21 protein-coding genes and 1 tRNA gene are annotated in these 26,780 nt (G+C 45.1%); 7 read left to right on the forward strand and 15 right to left on the reverse strand.

All coding sequences use genetic code 11. The features are described from left to right. Positions 1–357: 357 nt before the first annotated feature. Positions 358–999, reverse strand: a complete 642-nt coding sequence (locus tag C7379_RS01885; RefSeq protein WP_116615760.1) for a DUF4294 domain-containing protein — start codon at positions 997–999, stop codon at positions 358–360. 169 nt (positions 1,000–1,168) lie between these two features. Here C7379_RS01885 and C7379_RS01890 point away from each other — a divergent pair, with 169 nt between their 5' ends. Further along, complete coding sequence (locus C7379_RS01890; RefSeq protein ID WP_165815003.1) at positions 1,169–3,163, forward strand: ComEA family DNA-binding protein; 1,995 nt, start codon at positions 1,169–1,171, stop codon at positions 3,161–3,163. 234 nt (positions 3,164–3,397) lie between these two features. Here the strand turns inward: C7379_RS01890 and C7379_RS01895 are convergent, their stop codons facing one another. The 6 genes from C7379_RS01895 to C7379_RS01920 form a co-directional block, all read right to left on the reverse strand. Next, on the reverse strand, positions 3,398–4,189 hold the full coding sequence (locus C7379_RS01895) for a DUF3108 domain-containing protein (protein WP_243406679.1): 792 nt from the start codon (positions 4,187–4,189) through the stop codon (positions 3,398–3,400). A 235-nt stretch (positions 4,190–4,424) separates the two neighbouring features. Beyond that, positions 4,425–6,347, reverse strand: coding sequence for an Ig-like domain-containing protein (locus C7379_RS01900; RefSeq protein WP_243406688.1), 1,923 nt, complete (start codon positions 6,345–6,347; stop codon positions 4,425–4,427). A gap of 201 nt (positions 6,348–6,548) precedes the next feature. Beyond that, the gene (locus C7379_RS01905) at positions 6,549–8,057 is read right to left on the reverse strand and encodes a GH3 auxin-responsive promoter family protein (RefSeq protein WP_116615763.1); all 1,509 of its coding nucleotides are present in this window, start codon (positions 8,055–8,057) and stop codon (positions 6,549–6,551) included. 128 nt (positions 8,058–8,185) lie between these two features. Further along, a complete protein-coding gene (gene rnc, locus C7379_RS01910; RefSeq protein ID WP_116615764.1) occupies positions 8,186–9,109 on the reverse strand; it encodes a ribonuclease III in 924 nt (307 codons plus the stop codon). Then, on the reverse strand, positions 9,099–10,361 hold the full coding sequence (gene fabF / locus C7379_RS01915; protein ID WP_116615765.1) for a beta-ketoacyl-ACP synthase II: 1,263 nt from the start codon (positions 10,359–10,361) through the stop codon (positions 9,099–9,101). The genes rnc and fabF overlap by 11 nt, the downstream gene beginning before the upstream one ends. Positions 10,362–10,426: 65 nt before the next feature. Beyond that, complete coding sequence (locus tag C7379_RS01920) at positions 10,427–10,663, reverse strand: acyl carrier protein (protein ID WP_036893036.1); 237 nt, start codon at positions 10,661–10,663, stop codon at positions 10,427–10,429. A gap of 210 nt (positions 10,664–10,873) precedes the next feature. Here C7379_RS01920 and C7379_RS01925 point away from each other — a divergent pair, with 210 nt between their 5' ends. After that, a complete protein-coding gene (locus tag C7379_RS01925; RefSeq protein ID WP_116615766.1) occupies positions 10,874–11,479 on the forward strand; it encodes a DUF4254 domain-containing protein in 606 nt (201 codons plus the stop codon). A gap of 27 nt (positions 11,480–11,506) precedes the next feature. After that, the gene (locus C7379_RS01930) at positions 11,507–12,553 is read left to right on the forward strand and encodes a glycosyltransferase family 9 protein (protein ID WP_116615767.1); all 1,047 of its coding nucleotides are present in this window, start codon (positions 11,507–11,509) and stop codon (positions 12,551–12,553) included. A 196-nt stretch (positions 12,554–12,749) separates the two neighbouring features. Here C7379_RS01930 and C7379_RS01935 read toward each other — a convergent pair whose 3' ends face one another. The 6 genes from C7379_RS01935 to C7379_RS01960 form a co-directional block, all read right to left on the reverse strand. Then, positions 12,750–13,274, reverse strand: a complete 525-nt coding sequence (locus C7379_RS01935) for a HutD family protein (protein ID WP_116615768.1) — start codon at positions 13,272–13,274, stop codon at positions 12,750–12,752. A 487-nt stretch (positions 13,275–13,761) separates the two neighbouring features. Then, positions 13,762–14,982 (reverse strand): hypothetical protein, encoded by a 1,221-nt coding sequence (locus C7379_RS01940; protein ID WP_116615769.1) that lies wholly within the window; start codon positions 14,980–14,982, stop codon positions 13,762–13,764. Continuing rightward, the gene (porZ, locus tag C7379_RS01945) at positions 14,958–17,000 is read right to left on the reverse strand and encodes a type IX secretion system anionic LPS delivery protein PorZ (RefSeq protein WP_116615770.1); all 2,043 of its coding nucleotides are present in this window, start codon (positions 16,998–17,000) and stop codon (positions 14,958–14,960) included. Before porZ ends, C7379_RS01940 begins: the two co-directional genes overlap by 25 nt. Before the next feature lie 126 nt (positions 17,001–17,126). Further along, positions 17,127–17,198 (reverse strand) — tRNA-Arg (locus C7379_RS01950). A gap of 194 nt (positions 17,199–17,392) precedes the next feature. Next, complete coding sequence (gene trpS / locus C7379_RS01955) at positions 17,393–18,487, reverse strand: tryptophan--tRNA ligase (RefSeq protein ID WP_116615771.1); 1,095 nt, start codon at positions 18,485–18,487, stop codon at positions 17,393–17,395. Between the two features lie 94 nt (positions 18,488–18,581). Further along, entirely contained in the window at positions 18,582–19,619 is a 1,038-nt protein-coding gene (locus C7379_RS01960) for a C1 family peptidase (RefSeq protein ID WP_116615772.1), read from the reverse strand. Between the two features lie 762 nt (positions 19,620–20,381). Here C7379_RS01960 and C7379_RS01965 point away from each other — a divergent pair. From C7379_RS01965 to C7379_RS01975, 3 genes are read left to right on the forward strand one after another with little or no spacing between them, the layout of a single operon-like run. After that, on the forward strand, positions 20,382–21,632 hold the full coding sequence (locus C7379_RS01965; RefSeq protein WP_116615773.1) for a peptidase U32 family protein: 1,251 nt from the start codon (positions 20,382–20,384) through the stop codon (positions 21,630–21,632). A gap of 40 nt (positions 21,633–21,672) precedes the next feature. After that, positions 21,673–22,143, forward strand: coding sequence for a SufE family protein (locus C7379_RS01970; RefSeq protein WP_243406680.1), 471 nt, complete (start codon positions 21,673–21,675; stop codon positions 22,141–22,143). Positions 22,144–22,148: 5 nt separating this feature from the next. Continuing rightward, entirely contained in the window at positions 22,149–22,754 is a 606-nt protein-coding gene (locus C7379_RS01975; protein ID WP_116615774.1) for an RNA methyltransferase, read from the forward strand. Positions 22,755–22,874: 120 nt separating this feature from the next. Here C7379_RS01975 and sucD read toward each other — a convergent pair whose 3' ends face one another. Then, positions 22,875–23,747 carry a succinate--CoA ligase subunit alpha gene (gene sucD, locus C7379_RS01980; protein WP_116615775.1) on the reverse strand — a complete coding sequence of 291 codons (873 nt, stop codon included), beginning with the start codon at positions 23,745–23,747 and terminating at the stop codon, positions 22,875–22,877. 124 nt (positions 23,748–23,871) lie between these two features. Continuing rightward, positions 23,872–25,017, reverse strand: a complete 1,146-nt coding sequence (gene sucC / locus C7379_RS01985) for an ADP-forming succinate--CoA ligase subunit beta (protein ID WP_116615776.1) — start codon at positions 25,015–25,017, stop codon at positions 23,872–23,874. 211 nt (positions 25,018–25,228) lie between these two features. Between sucC and cysS the strand changes: the two genes are divergently transcribed. Continuing rightward, positions 25,229–26,719 (forward strand): cysteine--tRNA ligase, encoded by a 1,491-nt coding sequence (cysS, locus tag C7379_RS01990; RefSeq protein ID WP_116615777.1) that lies wholly within the window; start codon positions 25,229–25,231, stop codon positions 26,717–26,719. Positions 26,720–26,780: the final 61 nt, after the last annotated feature.

Genomic DNA, 26,780 nt, shown 5'->3' on the forward strand with positions numbered 1-26,780 from the left:
TTAGTAAAAACAAAGATAACCAAAAGGGCTGACACCTCGTGAGAAGTGTCAGCCCTAAATTATTTTGTTTAATAAAGTTTTACCGGACAGCAATAAAAAAATTTATATGAATTTTATTTTTTGCAAATTTAGGAAAAATTCCAATACAATACCCTTAAATGCTGTAGTTTTTATAAAAATAAGTATATTTTGTTATAAATTTGGAATAATAATTTAAAATTGTACTGGCAAATGGAGAGGTATGAGTAAAAAAAACTATACTTGGCGAGACACATCATCACCCGTTTTATGCTTTGTCAAAACATTTTAGCACGCAACATTTTGCAAATTCCAAATTTATATATTGTTAATCGTAAACTACAACTGCCCCGCCTCCACCTGCAACACTATGCGCTCCGTTAGCCGGTCCACGCCATTGGGATCGTATTGCTTTTTCAAGCTTGCGCCAAACACCCATGCGAAAGCTTGATAAAATCCCGCTCTGATTGGTCCGAGAAATCCGTTGATGAGTTCATAACTCGAGCTGTTGCACTCACGGTAGACAAGCCTGATGAGAAGTTTGCCTTGGCTGTAGGTCAGTTTTTTCATGCGTGGCGTATATTCTTTCTTAATGCTACGCTCCACAAGCTTCATGTGCTCGTCTCGAGCTTTCTTGTTAGGCAACGTCTCGAGATAATCACCCGTCTCTATAATGATACGATTTACCTCCTTAGCAATAGGCAACACCTTTTTCACGTTGTAAACCAAACGATTGTAAGCGGCGCGTTGGCGTGCGTTCTTGAATGTAGGCTCGGCAAAAACCCATATATCATTCATCTCCATGTATTGAATGGAGTCGCCACCAATCTTCACCTTTCCCACTCTCATCATAGGCACAAAAGTGGGATTGTCCATGTCAACCTCACGATCCTCCGGGTTGACATGACCAGGCCTGTCTGTCTGAGCGAAGCCTGACGTAGACATGGCCACGAGCAGAAATAAAGACAAAATAATTCTCATCTCACTGGCAAAATTACAATCTATTTGGTCAATGGCAAAGAGATTTCAATTAAAAAAATACAAAGCAAAGTAAACTAAAAATGATGTATTTGGACATTTAACAAGAGCATTCGTTGGATATTATCAGGCAAATGATTACTTTTGAAATGTCTAACCTTAATACCAATCTATGCAAAAAGTATTCATCGCGTTGTTTCTCACGCTGCTATCCCTTGTGTCTTACGCCCAAGACATTGGCTCGTGGGAAGAATATCTTAACCGCATGGGACAGATGGAAGACATAGAATCGGGTAGCTGGGAACAAACCATCGAGGAGCTGCAAAGCATAGCGGCCAACAAAATGGACCTGAACCGATGCACGCGCGAGGACCTGAACCGCTTGCCCTTCTTATCCAATCAACAAATAATGGACATCATGGAGTATCGCGACAAGGTGGGGCTCATCGAGTCTCCTATAGAGCTTCGCATGATATCCTCTTTGGAACGTACAGACGTAGACATGCTCATGCAATTTGTCACGATAGTGCCCGAGGTGGCTCGCGACTCCCTACCCTCGCTCAGAAACATCTTGAAATACGGCCAGCACGAGATGGTAGGTGCCATCAAGATACCGTTTTATGAGCGAAAGGGCGACCGCAATGGATATTTGGGTTACAAGTATAAGCACTGGTTGCGCTACACTTTCCATGCCGGTCAGCACGTCAAAGCAGGTTTTGTGGCCTCACAAGATGCCGGCGAACCATTTTTCGCTGGCCAAAACGCCATTGGCTACGATTTCTATTCAGCTTACGCACTGCTATCAAACGTGGGCAGGTTTCGCAAGTTGGTAGTGGGAAGGTATCGACTGCGATTTGGAATGGGGTTAGTGATGAACAATTCATTTGGACTTGGCAAAATCAACACGTTAGCCACAATTGGGCGAAACACTAACCGTATTATGGCGCACAGCAGTCGATTAGAAGCCAACTATCTGCAAGGGGTGGCAGCCACCGTGACCCTCTCGCGTGGACTCGACATGTCAGCCTTTGTCTCGTGGCGACGTGTAGACGCCACGCTCAACGCAGATTCAATCTCGGTGGCCTCGCTGCTCACCACGGGTTATCACCGCACACCCAGCGAGATGCGACGCCGTCGCAACACTTCGCAGACAACAATAGGTGGCAATCTGAATTTCTTTCGAAACGGTTTTCACGTTGGCATCACCGCGTTGCGCACTGCCTTCAACCGTGATTTGCGCCCCAACACGTCGCAACGTTTTCGAAGATGGTACCCAAGTGGTAAATCGTTTTGGAACATGAGCGTAGATTATGGCTACGTGTCTGGACGCCTCAACATAGCAGGCGAGACTGCGACAGGCAACCGGGGAGCAATCGCCACCATCAACAGCATAAGTTACCAACTGCTAAACAACCTTTCGCTCACAGCCCTTCAGCGATTTTATCCTTATCAATACGAGGCCATTTTTGGCGAGAGTTTTACCGAGGGGAGGGCTGTGAACAATGAGAGCGGCTTATACATTGGTGGCAACTGGATGCCCATGAGACACCTCTTGATGACATTTTACACAGATATGGCCTATTTTGCTTGGCCCAAATACCAAGCGAGCCAGTCTTCACGCAGCTTTGACCATTTTGTCCAGGCCACCTACGAGCACGGGTCACTCAGTTTCTTAGGGCGCTACCGGTTAAAAGCGCGTGAGCACGACAATACCGAAAAAACATCGCTGCTCATGTGCTATGAGCATCGTGGACGCTTGGCTGTGACCCATACTGGACCCCATTGGACCGCACGCACACAAGCCGACATGAGCTATACGAGGTTTAAGGACAGTAGTTTCGGCTATATGCTGACCGAAAATGTCAGCTTAAACCAACAATGGCTTAAACTGAACGCTCAGGTGGGGTATTTCCACACGGACGATTTTCGATCACGTATCTACGTGTACGAAAGGGGCATGCTGTACACATTGTCATTCCCGGCATTTTTTGGTCAAGGCATGCGTGTGGCATTGAGTGCGCGCACGAACATCGGCCAGAGCGTCATGGTGATGGCCAAATTGGGTACCACGCATCATTTCGATGTCACGAAAATGGGTAGTGGACTACAAACTGTGGAGGGTAAAAACATAACCGACTTAGAAGTGCAAATACGGGTAAAGCTATGAGAAAATAAACATGCCTCCATAAGATTGTTTTCATAGACGCTTTTGAAGCATCTTTGCCAAGGGTTTATGCACTATGATATATTATTCCTGTTGACGAAAAATATCAATCGTACAGAGGCGCATAGAGTGGATGTGGCCTCTCGTATCATGTCATGATTATTGGATTTTCCCGATGAGCTATACATGAAAATCATCAAACAGAGACTGTCATAGCCTAACAAAGATACCCCTACATTATTTCAACAGTGCGCCCACAGGGCCTCGCAGGCCACGCATATTGACCATATATGCCTTGGCAGATCCAAAGCGTAAGTGCATGTCGAGCATCACAGGCACATGGTTAGCGTCGTCGGTGACATAAAAATCCACTATCTTTTTATAACCCTTACCACTCTCGTTATCCATATAACTCAACTTCAAACATCGATATATATGGCCATCATCTGTTTTCACTTTTCGTTTGCCCTCGTACCTTAGTTTAGCCGGATAGCTCGTGCTACCATCCACCATACGGAAATTGACATCCCTGCCTCGCTTCCAACCATCAATGCTAAATGAACGAGCACGCATGAAAATGTTCATCATGTCAAACACGCACTCGTTGTACACATATTTGTTCCATGTGTGTGTGCCATCATGTCGCTGCCTGTGCTGCTTGGTATTGCACTTTCCATTGGGATATGAATAAAACACCTCATCTACCGTATAGCGCGAGCCTTCTGTCGCACCTTTGCGATAATAGAGTGGCTCAAGTCTCAGACTGTTGTAGCAAAGCAGCGTGTCGCGCAACATAAAAACCTTGTCCACCCTTCGGCTGCCACGCGTGATCAGGCTTCCTCTATAGGCTGGCTGGCCGTTGTAGACACTCCGTACCGTGGAGAAAGTGGCTGTACCAGCTTTGACCCAAACAAACTTCCAATTGAAATAAAGATTGTATGAAAGGTGTTCTCCTGATTTGAAAGCGGTGTTCTGAAAACTGCACTGGGCATTGGCTGATACATGGCCGATGACGAAAAAAAATGTCATCAGTATGATTTTAAGAAATTTCTTCATTCTATTTAAGTAAGTGTTCATAATAAAACGTACAATTGATCTACATATTTTTTCCATTTCACTTCGCATCCATCGTATGTGTTTTTTAGTCAATCTGCTGTCTTTCATCAGTAGTGTAGCACATACGTATTCACTCCTTTTTAAAGACAACACACTCTGGCAAATAAAAAAGAAACTGCCTGATGGCTATTAATGAAAAACACCTTACTTATAATTTTGGAATGTACTCTTTACCAAGTTTTTTTGCACGCTCCAAATTTCGGTGTTTAATGGTTCTCTCCTTCTCCCCCTTCTGCTTAGTGATGGCATTTGGTTTTTGTCTATACAATTCTATAGACGTAGGATTCCACGTTCTGGTTACATCCCATTTAGCTTTACACTCTATCTCCTCGGGATAATAGTAAACCTCCTCTGGCTGTATGTTATCATCATAACTACCTGTGTCCCAAATGCCATTATTGTTGGCATCAACTATGAGACGCATGTAATATTTTCCCTCTCTAAGATAGTAAAATTCCAATTGGCCGTTTGACGTGAACGCTTGTTTCACCACTTTGTCAGAGCCATCTATCAACTGTCCTATGACATGTTTTTCTGTCATTCCATTGAGTGTTACCAAGAGTGTGGCGTAAGAGTCATTGGCGCGTACTTTAAAACCTTGTTTTAAACGATTGCTCGCCAATCCGTAAATGTTTTTAAAGGCGGTGCTGTCAGCCTCAAAGCTGTACTCGCTGCCAGGCCGCCACGATGCCTTGACGACATAGTTTAGAGGCGTGCGCCTCGACATTTCGTAAGGTTCTCGATACCATAGCGTGTCGCCCTCGGGTTTGCTGTAAAGGTGCAGCATGGCAGTGTCTACCTCAAGCAAAGGAACGTCTGACAGTATATTGACATTTTGGTCTGGATCCATCTCTCCAGATGGAGATATTGTCAATTTGAGCTGCTCCTTTGGCATGACGGTATCGTAAGGCTCACCTTTTTTCTTCTTTTTTTCTTGCGCTTTTTGCCATGTGTCAAAAGCTTTTTGTCGTTCCTTAATACGCTTGGCATAAGGCTGTTTGGAGAGCAACGTGATGGTATCTGTACGCAGACGCAGCACGCCAAGGGTGTCGGTGATATGATGTTTAATCTCCACGCTCAACGTGTCGGCATTGACCAATGCCGTGTCTCGAAGCCAATAGTTGATCGTATCGTTGGCGGGGGTAGCATCTATCACAAACGCGTTGTCCACGTTAAAATTGAGTCCACGCAACTGTGGCAGCGTGTCCGAGCCACTACTATAATACAATGTGAAGTGCGTGGGCTCTTTACGCTCACTTTTAAGCAGGTATCTGTTAGTGTTTTTTTCATTGAAAGCGCGCAGGCATATATCATCGGGCAGGTAGTGAGTGTAATTCACGCGCTCGATGTTTTTGATATGCAAGCTATCTATCCAAGTAGTGTCTTGTCGTGTGTCTGGTTTGAGCGATGGCTCAATAATATCGTGATTGAACGCTATCATCTCGCTTTTTTGGCCAAAAACATAGTCTCCATCAGCGTCCTGAAGACCGTATACGCGATATTTACCGGGTGCTATGCCTTTAATGACGAAATGCCCTCGCGAGTCGGTTCGTGAGACACGCAACATGGGTTTTTTCTTGAAAATGGTATCTGAGAGATTGCTATACAAGCCTACGAGCATGCCTTGGATAGGCTCCAAGTTGTCGGCTTGCAACACATAGCCAGACACTTCCATGGTGTCTATATGGTCTCCTGTGGAGAAACTGTATGTGTAGTTGCCAAGCGGGTTACCCTCGTTGTTGTCCTTAATGGCATTGGAGAAGTCCACGGTGTACGTGGTGTTGGGCTTGAGCGAATCTAAAAGATGGACGGAGATGCGTTTGCCCTGCCCCCTAATCTCTGGCATCTCCATTTGTGGGGGTGACACAACAACATTTTGAGTGGGATTGTCAATGGTGATATACTCGTTAAAGCGGATGATGATGCGGCGACTATTCACGTTAGTTCCCTTGTCCATAGGTGTGGCCCCTATAACCTTGGGCGGTGTCTCATCGTACCATCCCCCATCCGGACTTCCCATTTTAGCGCAAGATACCAATAAGAACAAGGCTCCAAACAATACCAATAACATACTGAAAGCTCTCCATACCGAGTAAGGAGAAACGATGCCGGGCACTTTATGGAGGAATGTTCTTGTCATCTTTATCGCTTATTTAAATGGACGGTTAACGCAGATTGATGGGCAAACGCATTTATATTGATAGGCAAACGCATTTATATGGTTGAACGTACAGTGCCTTATCATCATGCGAAAGCCATTGAGGAGTTTGGGTCATTGGTTCATCTCCAACAGCTCCTCCATGTTTTTTCTGGAATTACTAAGGCGTGGCACCTTGTGCTGTCCGCCCAATTTCTGTTTGGACTTGAGCCAATCGTTAAAGAGATTTTGACGTGCCTTGACCACTTCCAAGTGTTGCAAGGTAACGTCGTGCGACCGCTTGGCCTCATAGTCAGAATTGATTTGCTGGAGCTTTTGGTCAAGCAGTCTGGCAAAATGATCCATGCTATCCGGGTCTTTTGTAAACTCTATGAGCCACTGATGACGGCATTTGGCATGCATATCCATATAAACGGGCGCGGCGGTATACTCGCTTATCTGTGCGCCACTGTGCTCGCAAGCGTATGCTAAGGCTTTCTCGGCATTGTCCATGATAAGCTCTTCACCAAAGGCATTGATGAAATATTTGGTGCGTCCGGTTATCAAGAATTTGTAAGGTTTCTTGGATGTGAACTTCACGGTGTCGCCTATCATGTATCGCCACAATCCGCACGAGGTGGTTATTACCATCGCATAGTTGCGCTCAAGTTCGACGGCCTCCAAAGGAACGATGTGAGGGTTGTCACTGCCAATATCCTCGAGAGGTATAAACTCATAGAAAACATCGTAGTCGAGCATTAAGAGCATTGACTTATCTGATGGGTCATCTTGTATGCCAAAGAAACCTTCAGAGGCATTGTAAGTCTCCATGTAGCGCATATTAGCCGATGTTATGAGGCTCTCGTATTGGTTGCGATAAGGCGTAAAAGTTATGCCACCATGAAAAAACACCTCCAAATTGGGCCAAACCTCTTCCAAGTGTTGCTTACCTGAAAGTTCCAAAATGCGCACCAAGACACTCAACATCCACGATGGGACACCCGAGATGTTAGTGACATTTTTGCCCATGCATTCTTTGGCGATACGATCCCTCTTTACTTCGAAATCAGAGAGCAACGCCGTTTTTTTCTTTGGTACTCGGAAAAAATTGACTATCGGATTGATATTCTCTATAAGAATAGCACTCAAATCGCCCACCAACGAGCCGTTTTGGTCGTAGTTGGGTGAGTGGCTCCCACCAAGAATAAGTGACTTGCCGTCAAAAATACGGCTATCGGGGTGGTTTCTCAAGTACAGCGCCACCACGTCAGCGCCGCCTTTGTAGTGTATGTTTTTGAGTCCTTCCGGAGATATTGGTATAAATTTAGATTTGTCGTTGGTGGTTCCGGACGACTTGGCGTACCACCTTGTTTGGCCTGGCCACAACACATCCTCATCTCCATGACGCATACGGTCAATGTCGCTCTTCAAATCTTCGTACGTGCAAATAGGCAATCTGTCGCGGAAATCTTCATAATTATCCACGGCTCCCATCAGATGATTACGTCCGTATTCTGTCTGTTTCCCTTTACTAATCAGATAGTTGAGCACTTCATGTTGCAGTGCTTCCGGCTCTGTATAGTGTCTCTCAATTTCTTTTTGACGAGGCAGAAAAAATTTGCCGGCTATCTTAGTTAAGTTCATGTTTTGTAATATATCTGTTTAGATTACAAAAGTACCTTAATTTATCGAGAATATACCAATATTTAGTTATTTTAATACTGGATACGAAATATGGGGATTAGCAATAGGTAAATGAAGAAAATGGCATGCTAAGTGAGGCTTATTTCACTACAAGTGCTTTCTTGATTTTCGACAATTTCAACTGGATCGCCAGTCATTTTCAAGAAATTCTCGGCATCGTCAGCACTTGGAATGGCCATGACGGGCTCTTCCTCCATTTTTGTCCGATCTGTTTTTGCCGCGAAAATTTTGTCAAGAAACCACGGTTCGTGCTTGAGTTTTTGAAGCGTGAGCTTACTTGCTTTCTGCTGACTTTCCTTTTTTGAAAATCCACATCCCTCGCAACATTCTATGTCTTCAAGCTGAACCCTATATGTAAACATAGGGCTACCATTGTCGTCCTTGGTTTCTTTAATTAAATCAAAACAGAGATTTATACGGTTTTTTTGGCTCCACTCGATGAGCTTGCTCTTGAAATTCATCTCTTTGTAGGCCATCCTGTCAATGTTGATCATTTGTGCCAATATGCGTTTTTTCATAAATTGCATACAGGCATCGTAACCTCTATCCAAATAGATGGCCCCTACAAGTGCCTCAAACGCGTTGCCGCCTATGTAGCTATTGTGGGCTACGGTTTGGCCGCTTGACTTGACAAGACTGTTTATTCCCAATTCCTTGGCCAATTTGTTGAGTGTATCCCGCTGCACGAGCTTAGAACGAGTGTTGGTCAAGAAACCCTCGCGTTTACCGGGAAAATGACGGTAGACAATGTCGCCCACAGCAGCATCAAGGATGGCATCGCCCAAAAACTCTAATCGCTCATTGTTCAACGGTTTGCCTTTGTCGTTGTGTTTGGTAACGCTCCTGTGCATCAACGCTAATTTATAATAGCTGATTTCATGTGGATAAAAGCCCAAAATAGGATATAAACAAGAATAAAACTCCTTTTCCTTGCGGAACGGGAGTTTTATTCTATCAATGATATTTCCAAGTACACTTACCCTATTCAGCATACTTTTTAAAAATTACACATGCGTTGTGGCCACCAAATCCAAACGTGTTTGACAGTGCTGCGCGCACTTCGCGCTTCTGGGCCTTGTTGAAAGTGAAGTTCATGTTGTAATCAAGCTCAGGATCTTTGTCATCCTCGGCATGATTGATTGTTGGCGGAACAATATCGTTTTGTACGCTCAACACGCATACCATACCCTCCACAGCTCCAGCTGCTCCAAGGAGATGGCCAGTCATACTTTTAGTAGAGCTGATATTAATATCGTACGCACGCTCTCCGAACAAGTCCTTGATGGCCTTGGCCTCGGAAATATCGCCCACTGGAGTAGACGTTCCGTGCACGTTGATATAATCTATATCCTCCACCGTCATACCTGCGTCTTTAAGAGCTTCGCTCATCACCAATTTGGCGCCGAGCCCTTCAGGGTGAGATGCTGTAATATGATGTGCGTCGGCACTCATTCCCTCACCCACTATCTCAGCGTAAATTTTGGCACCACGAGCCTTGGCATGCTCCAATGTTTCCAACACCAAGCATCCAGAACCCTCGCCCATCACAAAACCATCTCGGCTGGCACTAAATGGTCTACTGGCTCCCTCTGGGTTGTCATTGCGGGTTGAGAGCGCATGCATGGCGTTAAACCCGCCTAAGCCACACTCACAAATAGCAGCCTCGGCACCACCAGAGACAATGACATCTGCCTTGCCCAAACGCAAAAGATTGAACGCGTCAGCCAGTGCATGGGTTGACGACGCACAAGCGCTTGTGGTTACATAGTTGGGGCCATGAAATCCAAAGTGAATACTGATATGGCCAGCGGCTATATCCGAGATCATCTTGGGGATGAAGAAAGGATTAAACTTTGGGCCCTCTTCGGCGCGTTTCCCATAGTTCATCACCTCCTCCTGGAAAGTCTTTATACCGCCAATGCCAATGCCATAGACAACGCCAATACGGTTTTTATCTTCTTTTTCCAAGTCGAGACCAGCGTCTTTCACGCCCTGCATAGCACTTATCATGGCAAGCTGCGTGCAACGATCCATCCTGCGAGACTCCTTGCGGTCAATATAATCATTGACGTTAAGGTCTTTCACCTCACAAGCAAAGGTGGTCTTGAAGTTGGTAGTATCAAACGAGGTAATAGGTGCGGCACCGCTTTTTCCCGCTAAAAGGTTTTTCCACATCTCTTCGGGTGTGTTACCAATTGGCGTAACAGCTCCTAACCCTGTTACCACGACTCTATTTAATTCCATTGAAATAAATTTAAGTGTAAATGTTTAGCGTTTCTTAATTAAAACGCTAAACAATTGACGCTTAATTATTTTGCGTTCTCCTCGATGTACTTGATAGCGTCTTGTACAGTCTGGATGGTCTCAGCCTTGTCGTCAGGAATGGAAATGCCAAACTCTTTCTCAAATTCCATGATGAGCTCAACAGTATCCAATGAATCGGCACCAAGATCATTGGTGAAGCTTGATTCTGCTTTTACTTCTGACTCATCAACACCTAACTTATCAACGATAATAGACTTAACTTTTGCTTCAATTTCTGACATGATTATAACTTTTTAATAATTAATGAATTACTACAAAACGGCTGCAAAGAAACAAATTTTTTACCAATTATGCAAATATTTTGCTCTAAATTTGAATAATAGTTGCACAAACACTATATAACTGTGCATTTTTTGTTACCTTTTTATATATTATTAAGTTGTTAAATTCAAAATCATTTACTAACTTTGCAAAAAATTAAATACCTAAAAATGTCATTCACAAAGCTATGCAACGAAATCTTCAACAAGGCGATTGAAGATTATCACGTAACGAACGATATTAACAAACCCATCAATAATCCTTACGAGCGCAATTCTATCGAAAACCGCTTGTACTTGAAATGCTGGATAGACACGGTGCAATGGCATCTCGAGGACATCATTCGAGACCCTCACATTGATCCGGGAGAAGCCTTGTCGTTGAAACGCCGCATAGATCGATCAAATCAAGATCGAACTGATCTTGTGGAACAAATAGACTCTTATTTCAGACAAAAATACAGTGACATAAATCCCACACCACAAGCTCGCCTCAACACCGAGAGCCCTGCTTGGGCCATAGATAGGCTTTCCATTTTGGCCTTGAAGATATACCACATGCGCGAACAGGTAGAGCGTGAGGATGCCACAGATGAGCACCGACAGAAATGCTCGGATAAACTCAATGTGCTATTGGAACAGCAAGTAGATCTTAGTTTGGCCATAGACCAACTGTTGGAAGACATTGAGGCGGGAAAAATATACATGAAAGTTTATAGGCAAATGAAAATGTATAACGACCCAAGCACCAACCCCATACTATACAAGAAAAAATAAAGACGTTCTTATTTCTGTGGCTTCGCTATGAAAACAGAACACATCTTGGTCATCAGATTCTCTGCCTTGGGTGATGTTGCTATGACGGTACCTATTGTTTATGCCGTTGCCAAGCAATATCCGCATGTGAGAATCACATTTCTATCACGTCCGTTTGCACGTCCGTTTTATGATCATTTGGCTCCAAACGTGAGCTTTATGGAAGCCGATATTAAAAAAGAGTACAATGGAATAAATGGGCTTAACGCACTTTATCGTCGTTTAACGGCCAAACGCTTCACTGCCGTAGCAGACCTTCACAATGTGATTAGATCTAATTATCTACGCATATTATTCAATTTGGATAAGTGCAAAGTGGCACATCTCAAGAAACACAGAGCCATGCGCAGGCAGCTCACTAACATGCGCGACAAAGTATTAAAGCCACTTCCAACCACGTTTGAGAATTATTGCAAAGTATTTGAGGAATTGGGGTATCCTATCACTCCATCGTTCTCATCAATACTTACAAACGAAAACGCCAATCTGAGATTGCTTCCAGAGATTATCGGAGAGAAGAAAAAATTTAGCCAATGGATAGGCGTAGCGCCATTCGCAGCCCACAAAACCAAGACCTACCCTATCGATTTAACTATACAAGTTATCGAAAAACTAATTCGTCAACACCCTTCTTGTCGCATTTTCTTATTTGGGGGCGGAAATCAAGAAAAAAAAATCATCAACAACATAGCCGCCAATCACAAACATTGCGTCAATGTATCATCTGTTCTTAACGGTTTGGATCAAGAGCTAATCTTGATGAAACATCTTGATGTCATGGTCAGCATGGACAGTGCCAACATGCATTTGGCTTCTTTGGTGGGCACGCCTGTGGTAAGCATTTGGGGTGCCACGCATCCCTACGCAGGCTTTATGGGTTGGAACCAAAAAATGGAAAATGCCGTACAGATACCTATGCCGTGCCGGCCATGCTCCATATACGGAAACAAAGACTGTATGCGTCGAGACTATGCTTGCTTACGAGACATAGACCCAGACACCATCGTGAAATGCGTGGAAAATAACCTGCAATAGCGCATTGTTATGCGTCATGCTCAACAATATAACCCACACGCTTCACATTTCTTTTAGTATTGCATACGGTAGAAATTTTTATAATCAATTTTAATGATACCCATTTTTTTATTTATGGCATCCCATAAATTTTTAAGAAATGCACAAATACAACTTATTTTTATTTTTTTTGTATACCAATAATAATATTGTCAATTTATCCTTTTAAAAGATTTTCCACAACAATAGCCTTTCCCTCAAATTGATATGGCTCATCCAATATGATTGAATTGTACTTATTTACTTTCATATTATTTATTACAATATCTTCAAGCGCAAAAATAAAAGTAGCATTTTGCTTATTATTTTTACCTTTTGAAAGCACAGCTACATTGACATTTAAATCTTTACGACAAATAACGTTAAAGTCCACGGCATTGACACTGTTTTGAGAACAGACACTTTCACTGCCGTCAAACTCAAAAGGAACATCTCTGTTGAGTGGATATTCCTTGTTATCTATATATAATGTAATACTGCCTTCTACTGGCAATATGTAGCGTTTATAATTGGTGAAATCAGAAAAAACACTTTTCGTGAGATTAATTACAGCCGAGGAAATCCTTATATCAAAGTTTCGCTCAGATAGACTGCTACCTTGCGGCAGTATCAATAATTCTCTTGTTATACCACCACTCCATCTGTTTTCTTTATAATCAGACTGATTGATAATTTTTTTCATAGCCTTAAATCTTAATGTTATTGCAAAATTAATAAAACAAATAACAAATATGGCAATATCACTCATATTGTTATTTGAAGACTGTTTATAAATATGTTCGTAACCCATTGTATAACTCTACTCATAACTTACCACTTATCAACACCACCCGCCAAATTTTCAAAATCAGTGCATATCCACATGTTTTTCCAAGGGTTGTCATCACGTTCTCAACAAATATTTCCAATCAATGTTTGTGCATACACATCTAATTGATAGTTATGCACTATTGTTGATAAATGTGCGTGATGCTTGATTATCAAACAAAAATTATCATACTCTACTGTTCACAATCTATCATTTCAATGGGATAAACAAATATCAAAACAATAAGCATGAAAGTTTTGCACTTATCCACACCCCATCATCTTATTCTTATATTTTTTAAATATTAAATAAATAAAAGAATAATATAAAGTGGTGGGGATAACGATGGCAGAAAATGGAATTATCGTTTTGAAATGGATTTATTGAGACGTTTATAGATTTTCATTATTGTCACCGCCGCTATCATCATAAAAAATGGCATGAGCGATTGATGGAAACGAGCCTCTCCATGCCCAAGGAGTAGCAGCATGGCCGTTGTGGCGACAATGATTGTCATGGGCAACAGCAGTGCAGTGACAGCCTTTTTTCTTATCATCAAGAATAATCCCATTACAAACATGATAAGTATAGCGTAATAGTAAACTAAGTTTACGATGGTAAGTGTTTGTGTAGGTGTATAATTTGGGAAATGTCGCAATAGTTGTCGCATGCTCAATTCATCGTAGAGATATGCTCTTTCATTTTTATTAGAAAGGAAAGCGCACATATTGACATTGTCCGATATATAGGTATTGACAAGTTTGCGAGGCATTTGTGTAAAATAATCGATGGGATGATCATAGAGCCATGAGAAAAATCTTTTTCTCCAAATTGTGTTTTTCTCCACTACATTGGCTTTGTCTACGATAGGTAGACAATCATCGGTGGTGGTAGTGGTATGGTCCACGCTATATTGCAAAAGAGCCATCCATCCTGTTTGGGCTTGGTAAATGAAATGTCCGGTACGCATGTATGTAGCCCCACCTATTAAGCATACCACGAGCAAATAGCCAGCTATTGTATTGAGCATGGCACGCCATTTATATACACACGCGGCCAATAAAAAAATAATGCCAATTGGCCTTACCCAATTGGCCAGGGCTATAATGCCTCCACCGAGCAATTTTTTTTCTTTGCACACTATGAGCCACAATCCTGACATGGCGAGAAAGAGTGATGGAAGCTCACTCAATAGTGAGGTTGCCTCACCATAATTGGATGGGTAGAGAACGTATAGAATTAGTGTTATATAGCCTATTTGCTCATTAAATATTTTTTTTGATAGTTGATAGGTGAGCCATGCGGTAGCACCTTTTATGATACAATATATCCATAACACTGGCGTAATGGTATGGAAAAATTTTAGTGAAAATACAACTATATTGATAGCTCCCACGTTCCATATGAATGGCAGTTCATTCATTTTCCAACTAATAGGATATGGTTCACCACTTGCCACGCATTCTTTAGCCAAAAAAATATAACCCTCGCTATCGGGATAAGGAGTATAACCAAATATCCATAGCACTATAAATTGGGTGATGGTGAAAGCTATAATTATCTCACGATGGCGATTTTGCATACCACTCCCCTTTCTCCATCATGTGTAGCTACTTCCACCATGTACATGCCCGATGCCACTGGGTATCCATTCATGTCAATACCATACCATTTGTAAGTATTTCCCTTGGTTCTGCCTTCACTCACCAATGTGCCGTTAACTGCCACTATCTTTACATTGGCGTCATCATCCAATCCTGTAATAGTGATGGCACCTGTATAGTCTGGTCGTACAGGGTTGGGGTATGCGTAGACATTTTCTTTGGTCATGCCTTCGCCTTCATTTCGTATATTGCTCATGTATGAGCACAACCCATTGCTTGTTCCAAAAAACACTTCTCCTGTATTGTTGTTTATGGCGATAGATTCGATATTGTTGGAAAGTAAACTGCTATTTTTATCTGTGAAATGCAATATTTGATTGATATTATTGGAGCTGATAAGATATACGCCGTTACCATTTGTACCAAACCATTTTCTGTTGGATTTGTCAATGGCCATGCAGTTGATATCTATGCCAGAGAGAAGGTAATCAGCTAAGTTAGTGCCATCGTTTCGAGGCACTTTCACTTGGGTGACAATTGGATTTTCTACCGTTATTTGGTCTGGTGTTAGATACACTGGGCCAATGTTTGTACCAATCCAAATATTTTTGTCTTTGTCTTCTGCCACGCATCTCACGTACATGTTTTTGAGTTTGTCTCCATCCTCATTGATAAGTTGTTCAAACGTGCGCACGCTATCCTTTTGGGGATTGTAACAGATGGCTTGCGCATAATTAAAGAAGTTGTTCGCAATCCACACATATCCTCTGCTGTCTATAATGGGATCTTCCATGCGAGATAAAGAATATCCGTCGCGCGTCAATTCTTTTTTATGATGGTTGCTCCATTTTTTATCTTTGTCGTACTTAAGTATAGACGTAGTGCCACTCATGCTATTGAAAACCCATAAATTGGCATCGGAATCAAATTTGATGCCTTGTACGATATTATAGTCTTTGTTAGTGGGATTTACGGTTTGTGCCCCTCTTAATGGGCTGTTGTCAGGTGTGTATTCTTTTACAAACTTACCATTGTAAAACTCGTAAAGTCCTGTTCTTCCAGAGACAAATACCCTATTGTCGTCTCTTGGGTCAATGTCTATACAGTTCATGTCTACATAATCATGCCCTGTTTTATTTTTTAAATTGTCTTCGTATATGATCCATTTATTTTCTTTAAGTACTTGTATTGTTCCTGGACGGTTAAGATCATTGAGAGACGTAAATCCACCTCCACATGTATATATACGGTCTTTATATATTTTCATGAATCCGAATTGGTTGTATTTAGGTCCATCGGGTGCCACTTTTCTCGCCAAGGCGAGAAGGTTTGCGTCAATATTTTTTGGCCGACGTATGTATGGCCCCATGTGTTTCCAATTGTTCTTGTCAAGCAGGTTGTCGGTGAGTGCTCCCTTATATAGACCACTTGAGGGACTGGCAGCGTACAGGAAACCATCTTTCACGTATGAGTATTCCACCTTGAAACCAAGTTGATAGGTGTCGCTTATAGTTCCATTACCCACGTTTATTTTCACTATTCCAAAACCAGTTGAGAGATAAGCGTATTTTCCCAACACATCCACGGCGTTCACTGTTTTGTCCGTTGGCATGCTTTTGTTCATATAATCGGCTATGTTCACCACATTGCCGTTTGGAGCCATCAAGTCTATGTTATTGTTTTGGTATACTATGACTAATCTTTTGGCGGCTTGGCACCAAGCTATATGAGCGATGCCGCAATCGGTTAGCGCGTTTATCTTATCGTAGATCTGTACGCTTTTGTCAGTTTTGTTATAAGCGTACAAACCATTTGACGCCAACACATATAGTATGTTATTGCCGGCCTGTTCTATTTCTGTTGGCTCGTAATAACTTAGATACGACTTCCAAAGTCCATCTTGTGCATGTGCCGTGCCAGCTATTAACAATAACGATAAACAAAGTTTTCTCCATCCGAGAAAACTCGATACACGGAATATTTTATTTTGATTCATAATACAATTATGGGTTACTGTTAAAACGTAAAAATACCCAGTCTATTGTTTTATGCTCTTCATTTGATTGTATTCAATTGACAATCACACGAAATGTGTCACCCGGATAGAGTGACACATATTTTGTACTCCGACCGGGAATCGAACCCGGATCAAAGGTTTAGGAAACCTCCGTTCTATCCATTGAACTATCAGAGCTGATGTTAACTATTGCTTATGCAAAGGTAAATATTTTTTTATGGATAAGACAATGAAACGCGAAAAATAAACGAAAATTGTTTTTTCCATCGTTCCTGCGACGCGCTTTTTGACAGGTCGTCAAGGCGGATAAGCATCGTTACCTGCCTTGACGATTTTTATTTTGTTATTTTTATAGGTTGGCGTGGAACCTTTTATTTTTTACTTTTGTATTTGTCGGCTTGCTCCTTGATGAGCTGCGCGTCGTCAAAATAGTTGATACGCATGGCCGCTCGAACTTCGTCCATGGTATTGGCGGCCACTTGGCGCGCCTGCTCGGAGCCTTTTTTCAGTATGTTGAAAATTTCGGGTATGTCTTGCTCGTACTCGTGTCGACGGGCGCGTATGGGGTCGAGCATGCGGTTAATAACCTTGTTGAGCATTTTTTTGCATTTCATGTCGCCTATGCCACCAGCCGTATAGGCGGCTTTCAGCTCGTCAAGATTGGCGAAATCGGGCCAAAAATCAGCGAAGTCTTGGTCGTTGGCGAAAGCGTCCAAATAGGTGAACACGGCATTTCCCTCCACATGTCCGGGGTCTGACACGTTGAGATGCGTAGGGTCGGTGTACATACTCTTAACTTTTGTCCATACGGTGTCCGCGTCGTCAGACAGATAGATGCAGTTGCCAAGGCTCTTGCTCATCTTCTCCTTGCCGTCTGTTCCCGGCAGCCGTCGAGCCGTGGCGTTCTCGGGCAGCATGATGGTGGGCTCCACGAGCACGGGCGCGTAGGTCTGGTTGAAGCGGCTCACTAATTCGCGGGTGATTTCTATCATCGGTTCTTGGTCCTCGCCGGCTGGCACGGTCGTGGCCTTGAAGGCGGCGATGTCGGCGGCTTGCGAAACGGGATAGCAGAAAAATCCCAATGGCACGGAGCCGCTCTCAAAGCCTCTCATCTTGACCTCGGTCTTGACGGTGGGGTTACGTTGCACGCGGCTCACGCTTACAATGTTCATCAGGTAAGTGGTCAGCTCGGCCAATTCTGGTATGCAACTCTGTATGTAGAGCGTGCATTTTTCTGGGTTGAGCCCAGCCGATAGGTAGTCCAAGGCTACCTCTATGATGTTTTGCCGTATTTTCTCGGGGTTGCTGGCATTGTCGGTCAAGGCCTGCACATCGGCCATGAACACGTACATGTGGTCGTAGTCTCCCTCTTCTTGGAGCTGCACGCGGCGGCGCAGACTGCCCACATAGTGACCCAAATGCAATTTTCCGGTGGGTCTGTCGCCAGTCAATATTATTTTTCCCATAATTATAGTTTTGTTATTCCAATGCAAAGATAGGCCTTTCCAAGCAAAAAAGAGCGTCTTTATGGCATTTTATATGCGCCTCGCCCCCACTTTGTCAATTTCTCCACGCTATCTTGCTCATGTAGAAAGCTATGGTTTTGAGTCTGACATAGTTATAGCTCAGGTACATGAAACCGCCGTATGGATTGCCCGTTCCCCATGAGTTTTTAGCCAAGAAGTACAAGGCATTGTTGCTGTCCCGGGCCAGTCCGCACAGCGTCATGCAGTGGTCATCGGTGGTTCTGAGGCTTTCAAACGCTCGCTGTCGCTCTCTCTGTGTGGGCTTGTGGCCCTCGTTGTAAAGACGAGCCACACCTTTTTGGAAATCGAATCCGGGCTCACTGATATCTCCCTCCCAACAAACTGGATGACCACGGCGTATGGCACGTTCCACCCGAAACATCAGGGTGTCGATAGGAACGTTCATAAAGCTGTCGCGCATTTGGTTGTCAGGCATTTCCAAAATGAATTTTTTACCAAACGGATGATGCGTGAAACTTGTCAAACTAACATATTCGTCAGGCAAGCAAACGCTCTCGCCAAATTGTCCCATCGTGTACTCCATGCCCAACATAAACACGTGTTTTGGCATGAAACCTATGTTTTCGTCGAGCATGTAGTTTAGCCTGCCATTCATCGCCGATAGGGATGTTGACGTGCGCGCTATGTTTATGGCTCGTCTCACTATCGGGTTATAATTGATGGGCCTGTCGTTGTGATAGGCCTCGAAGGTCTCAGCGCCGTGTTCGTGTAGCAGGTTGAGCAGCATGGACGACATGCCCCGCAGGCTAATCCCGCCCATCTTGTGAGCGAAAAAATAATCACGCGCCTCGTCCTCAATCAGTTTTCTCGCGAAAAAATCGACAGAAAGTTCCACGGAGTCGCCCATCATTAGGTGCTCAGACTCAATGGTCGCCGCCATGGCATAGGCCCAACACAGAGGGCTTTGCCCCTGATTTTTCACGGGGGTGGTTTTAACCGTCACCTCGTTGACGAACTCTCTGTGACGTTTTTGGCCTTTTTTCGGGGTTTGATAGCTACACGACGCCAACAAAGCGACCACCAATACCACCAATGATAACCTCTTGCTCATGATGTATGCAAAATTAAAAAAAAATCAAGATACATGGCCATTATCCGTTAATTTTTATTTTGTTATGCCATCGAGGCATGGCTCGAAATGGCCATACGTTCATTGGCCGTGACGTGCGCGACGATTGCGACTATAAATTTTAAAGACCAACAAAAGGAGAATAAATATGATGAAAAAACACGACAAAACATGATTTATTTATTGTATATTCGCAAGCCAGGCCCCCACTGGCCGCAAATACGCGAAAAATGAGGCTTTTAGCCAAATGCCTGATAGAAGCCATGTTATGGATTTATATATATTTTTTTCGTCTTGATTGTTTACGTTGCGCCTTGCCATTAGGCCTCAATGACGTGACAATTAAGGTTTAATCGTGACCTGAATGGGGTTCAATCTGAGCGCGATTAGGTTCTAAACGGTGCGCCAATGAGTATTAATGGTACGCCGACCGGAAAATAATGCGATCTCCTGCCCTGCCTTTCCGTCCAAAAATCAGAAATTCTGTCATGGAACGGTCAATGTTGACGGTTCTTTTTTTATGATTTTTATAATACATCCATGCGTTTGTAGAGCGGTGATATCACGTTTGGTCTTGGCATCTTTTCATATTTTGCAGCAAGGCGTGGCGTGCCCTAACGCAATGCAGAAAAATTGCGTTTGGTGCGCTTATGACAAACCAAACATCAAGGCCGCCGCGCTCTATACATTGTTATTTTTCCATTTTAAGGCCATAAGCTCTTTACTTTTTCGTAACTTTGCAGTATGGATTTAAACGCTAAGGATTTTGAAATCATGGCTCCTGTCGGCTCGCGCGAATCGCTTGCCGCCGCCATGCAGGCGGGCGCTGGCGCTGTGTATTTTGGCATTGGTCGCCTCAACATGCGGTCGCACAGCGCCAATCATTTTGACATAAACGATTTGCGAGAGATAGCTGATGCTTGTAACGCTCGCGACATCAAGACATATCTCACGGTGAACACCGTGATATACGATGAGGACATCGATTTGATGCGCGAGATTGTAGACGCTGCCAAGTCGGCCGGTATAAGTGCGATTATTGCCTCAGACGTGGCGGTGATGAGCTATTGCCGCGAGGTGGGCGTGGAGGTTCACCTCTCCACCCAGCTCAATATCAGTAATATCGAGGCTCTGAAGTTTTACGCTCAGTTTGCCGACGTGAGCGTGTTGGCACGCGAGCTGAACCTCGATCAAGTGAAAAAGATACACCAGCAGATAGAGCGGCAGCGCATTTGCGGTCCTATGGGCGGACTGATGCGTATAGAGATGTTTTGCCATGGCGCGCTGTGCATGGCGGTATCGGGCAAGTGTTACCTCAGTTTGCACGCTCAAAACCGATCGGCCAACCGGGGGGCTTGCACGCAGATATGCCGTAGATCGTACACTGTGACCGACAATGAGACCGACAACCAGCTTGAGATAGACAACAAATATATCATGAGTCCGAGAGACCTGAAGACCATTCGTTTTGTGGATCGCATGATGGACGCTGGCGTGAGGGTGTTCAAGATAGAGGGCAGGGCGCGCGGCCCCGAGTACGTTCATACTGTGGTGACGTGTTACAAGGAGGCCATACAGGCTGTGCTTGACGACTCGTTCACCGAGGAGAGAAAGACCGAGTGGGACGAGCGGCTGTCCAAGGTGTTCAACCGTGGCTTTTGGGATGGCTACTATCTCGGGCAGACCATGGGCGAGTGGAACAGGGGCTATGGCTCCATGGCCACAGAGAAAAAGGTGCAAGTGGGCAAGGTGGTGAACTATTTTGCCAAGCTTGGCGTGGCTGAAGTGGCCGTGGAGGCCGCCGATTTCAAGCTCGGAGACCGTTTGCTCATCACCGGCAACACCACTGGCGTGATGTATCTCGACGCCACGGAGATACGTTACGACCTCAAACCGGTGGAGCGTGCGGAGCAAGGTACTCGCGTCTCCATTCCTGTGACAGACAAGGTGAGACGCAACGACAAATTGTTCAAGCTCGTGAGCGTGACACCATAAAGATGAGACTATAAGTTTTCCATTATTAATTATACCAAAAATGATGACAAGCAAAAATATTTCAAGCCATGAGATGCCTCACGCTCGTTCCATCAACGAGATACAAGACGAGGTTGTTGATGATTTCGCCGATTTGGACGACTGGATGGACAAATACCAGATGCTTATTGACCTTGGAAACGACCTTGAGGCCTTGGAGGAGAAGTACAAGAACGAGCAAAATCTCATAGATGGTTGCCAAAGCCGTGTATGGCTGCAATGCGACTACCGAGATGGCGCACTTTGGTTCACCGCTGACAGCGACGCGCTCATCGTCAAGGGCATCATTGCCTTGCTGCTCAGGGTGGTAAGCGGCCATACGCCGAAGGAAATCATCGATGCCGACCTCTATTTCATTGAGCGCATCGGACTGCGCGAGCATCTATCTCCCACGCGCAGCAACGGCCTGTTGGCTATGGTCAAGAAGGTGAAAGCCTACGCGCTGGCATACATGGCTAAGGAAAACATCTGATAGACATGCGTAAACTCAAGACCATAGAGATGTCAAGGCTCACCGTGGAGGAGTTTAAGGAGGCCCCAAAACTGCCTTTGGTGGTGGTATTGGACGATGTAAGAAGCCTTTACAACGTGGGGTCGGTGTTTCGCTCGTGCGACGCTTTCCGTGTGGAGGCGGTTTATCTGTGCGGCATCACGGCCACCCCACCCAACGCGGAGATACACAAAACGGCGCTCGGCGGCGAGGATTCTGTGGATTGGAGGTATTTTGAGCATACGGAGAACGCGGTGCGAGAATTGCGCAATCGTGGCTATTTCGTGTATGGTGTGGAGCAAGTGGAAGGCTCGACGAAACTGCAAGATATTCAAAATTCGCAATTGGCTGGCATGAGAGAAGATAGCCATGACGTAAATGGCATAAGCTCATCAAAATTGGAGTGTTCGGCTTTTCGGCCTCATGCAGTGGTCTTTGGTAACGAGGTGAAGGGGGTGAAACAGAGTGTTGTCGACATGTGCGACGGCTGCTTGGAAATACCTCAATTTGGCACCAAGCACTCGTTGAATGTCAGCGTCACTGCAGGCATCGTGATTTGGGAGTTTGCTAAGCTATTCATAAAAGAAGCCTGACCGTTAAAAGTCAGGCTTCTCGTCACTTGTATTTTTGTCAAGTCAATACATATTTTTCTTGTTTTCCCTTGTCGTTTCAAGGCAAGAATTACCGAGATGTGGCTATTTCTATATGTTGGCTCATTTGCCCAACGCCTTTTTCAGCATCTCCGGAATTTCGCTTGTCTCTTTGGCCACGGGCACGCCTACGGCTTCAAATGCGGCAACCTTGCCCTCTGCAGAGCCGGAACCGCCCGATATGATGGCTCCGGCGTGTCCCATCTGCTTGCCCGGAGGAGCCTGACGGCCTGAAATAAACACGGCCACTGGCTTGGTGACATGCTCCTTGATGTATTTTGCGGCGCGCTCCTCGGCGTCGCCACCAATCTCACCAATCAATGCGATGGAATCGGTATCAGGGTCGTCTTGGAACATCTTGAGCAAGTCCTCGAAGTACAATCCAACCACGGGGTCGCCACCGACGCCCACCGCCGTGGATTGGCCGAGGCCCGCCTGTGTGAGGTTATAAACTACCTCGTAGGTCAGTGTGCCACTCCTACTGATAACGCCTGTGTGCCCTTTCTTGAACACGTTGGTAGGCATGATGCCCACCATGCTCTCTTCTGGCGAGATAAGTCCAGGACAGTTAGGGCCAATCACCTGCACGCCCTTTATGCGAGCGTAGCGTTGTGCCTCCACGGCATCTATCGTGGGCACGCCCTCAGTGATACAAATCAGCAGTTTGATGCCACCGTCTATGGCTTCAAGCATGGCATCTTTGGCAAAGGCCGCGGGTACGAAGATGATAGAAGTGTTGGCTCCGGTGGCCGCCACAGCGTCTTTCACGGTGTTGAACACGGGAATGCCGTCAACTTCTTGGCCGGCCTTGCCGGGCGATGTTCCACCCACTACATTGGTCCCATACTTTTTCATCTTGGAAGCGTGGAAACTTCCATCTCGTCCAGTGATGCCCTGAACGATCAGTTTGGTGTCTTTATTGATTAGAATACTCATCTTTTAATTCACGATTTATAATTCAAAATTTATGATTGATAATACACGAGTTTGCAGCTCACAATTTACGATTGATCAAATCGCTATAATTTCTTCATGTGGATTGGCCATTATGAATGGCGCATTATGCATTGTGCTTTAAACTCAGTTCCACGGCGCGATGGCCTGCATCTGCCATGCTTGATCCCACCTTAAACTGTGTGCCCTCGAGCAGTTTGCGACCTTCGGCCTCGTTCGTTCCGGTGAGACGGATGACGATTGGGATGTCTGTCTTCACGATCTTGAACGCTTCTATCAATCCTTTGGCCACGTCATCGCAACGGGTGATGCCGCCAAATATATTGATTAGAACCGTGTTAACGTGCTTGTCAGAGAGCAACAGCTTCATGGCTTCCACTATCTTCTCTGGATTTGAGCTGCCACCAATGTCAAGGAAATTGGCCGGTTCGCCGCCGTAAAGTTTAATCATGTCCATGGTGGCCATGGCTAATCCGGCTCCGTTCACCATGCATCCTATCTTTCCTCCGAGGTTCACGTAGCTGAAACCTTTGTCCTTGGCTTCGCGCTCCTTGCGCTCCTCCTCGGTAGGTTCGAACAGGGCTGCCACATCAGGATGGCGGAATAGTGCGTTGTCGTCAAACGTCATTTTGGCGTCAATAGCTTTCAACGTGCCGTCCTTGAGTTTTACCAATGGGTTGATCTCGGCCAAAGAGGCATCTTTCTCGATAAAAAGACGGTACAAATTTTTGAACAATGGCACGGCTTGTTTCACCTGAGCCATGTTGTCAAAGAGCTTGAAGGCAGCCTCGCGAGCCAAGAAATCGGTCATGCCTATAACGGGGTCGATGACAATTTTTTCTATTTTCTCTGGCGTTTCCTTGGCCACTTGCTCAATGTCCATGCCACCTTCGCGGCTCAACATCATAAGCGGGCATTTCGATTTGCGGTCTACGAGGATGCTCACGTAGTACTCCGAGTCAATGTCTACGGCCTCGCTCACCAGCACGCGGTTAACAGTAAAACCTTTAATGTCCATGCCAAGTATGGCCTCGGCGTGGCTCTTGATTTCGGCCTCGGAGCTGCCAAGTTTCACGCCGCCGGCCTTGCCACGACCTCCGGTGTGCACTTGAGCCTTGACCACGGCACGATCCACACCCAATTTCTTGTAAGCTTCCACGGCCTCGTCAGGTGTACTGCACACGGTGTTGCGATCCACAGGGACACCATAGTCGGCAAAGAAAGCTTTTGCTTGATACTCATGTACCTTCATAGTAAAAATATTTTAAGGGTTTGATAATTGATTGTTTACATTTTACAAATGTACGAATTAATTGAATAGTAAGAAAGAAAACGCTCCTTTTTTTATTTCATTTTCATATCTATTATTTGTTTTTTTGTCTCAAGAACAAATAAAACCATACTTTTGCACTATCTTTTTCACGATAAATAGTTACCTTTGCATGTAATACACGCTAATGATTATGGAACAGAATTTATTGATTTACAATACGCTTACACGCAGTAAGGAACTTTTTAAGCCCCTGCACGCGCCACATGTGGGCATGTATGTGTGCGGTCCTACGGTTTATGGCGACCCGCATCTCGGCCATGCACGGCCAGCCATCACGTTCGATGTGCTCTTCCGCTACCTCAAACATTTGGGTTATAAGGTGCGCTATGTGCGCAATATCACTGACGTGGGCCATCTCGAGCATGACGCGGACGACGGCGACGACAAGATTGAGAAGAAAGCGCGGTTGGAGCAATTGGAGCCCATGGAGATAGCCCAGCATTATACCAACCGTTACCACAAGGCCATGGAAGGCCTCAACGTGCTGCCGCCGAGCATCGAGCCGCATGCCACTGGGCATATCATCGAGCAAGAACAACTGGTCAAGCAGATTATGGATAATGGCTATGCCTACGAGAGCAACGGCTCCATTTATTTTGACGTGGCCAAGTATGATAAGGATCATAAGTACGGCATCCTGTCCGGTAGAAACCTCACCGATATCATCAATAACAGCCGGCAGTTGGCCGGTACGGCCGAAAAGAGAAACCAAGCCGACTTTGCGCTGTGGAAAAAAGCCATGCCCGAGCATATTATGCGATGGCCCAGTGAGTGGAGCGAGGGTTTTCCCGGTTGGCACTGCGAGTGCACTGCGATGGGGCGCAAGTATTTGGGCAGCCACTTCGACATACACGGTGGCGGCATGGACTTGGTGTTTCCGCATCACGAATGTGAGATAGCGCAGGCCGTGGCAAGCCAGGGTGACCAGATGGTTCGTTACTGGATGCACAACAACATGATTACCATCAATGGCCAGAAGATGGGTAAATCGCTTGGGAACTTCATCACATTGGAACAGTTTTTCAATGGCTCGCACGCATCGTTGGACAGCGCATACTCGCCCATGACCATCAGGTTTTTCATTTTGTCGGCCCATTACAGGGGCACGGTAGATTTTTCAAATGATGCGCTCAAGGCCGCTAAAAAAGGCTATGAACGTCTGATGAACGGCATGGCCGATCTTTCTCGTGTACAGGCCGCTAAGGAAAGTTCGTCTGAAATATCAGAGTTCGTGGGGGCTTTGCGCCAACGTCTCTACGACGCCATGAACGATGACTTACAAACACCACTTGTCATCGGCACCCTATTTGAGGCTTGCCACATGGTGAACATGCTTGTGGACCACAAGGCCAATATATCCGCGGCAGACCTTCAGGAGTTGGGCGATGCCATGCGTCTATTCGCGTTTGACCTGCTCGGACTGAGAGACGAGAAAGGACAGAGCGACGAGGCTCGCGAGGAGGCTTACGGCAAGGTGGTGGAGATGGTGCTCAAGTTGCGCCAGCAAGCCAAGCAAGCCAAGGATTGGGCTACCAGCGACCAGATCCGCGACGCTCTCGCCGAGGCAGGTTTTGAGATAAAAGATACCAAGGATGGGGCCACGTGGAAGCTCAACATATAAGTTGAGTTTCTGGATTGTAGGTCAGTACGGCAAACGCCCAACGCGAACTTCGCGTTGGGCG

This window comes from Hallella colorans (genome assembly GCF_003096815.1).
Taxonomy (GTDB): Bacteria; Bacteroidota; Bacteroidia; order Bacteroidales; family Bacteroidaceae; genus Prevotella; species Prevotella colorans.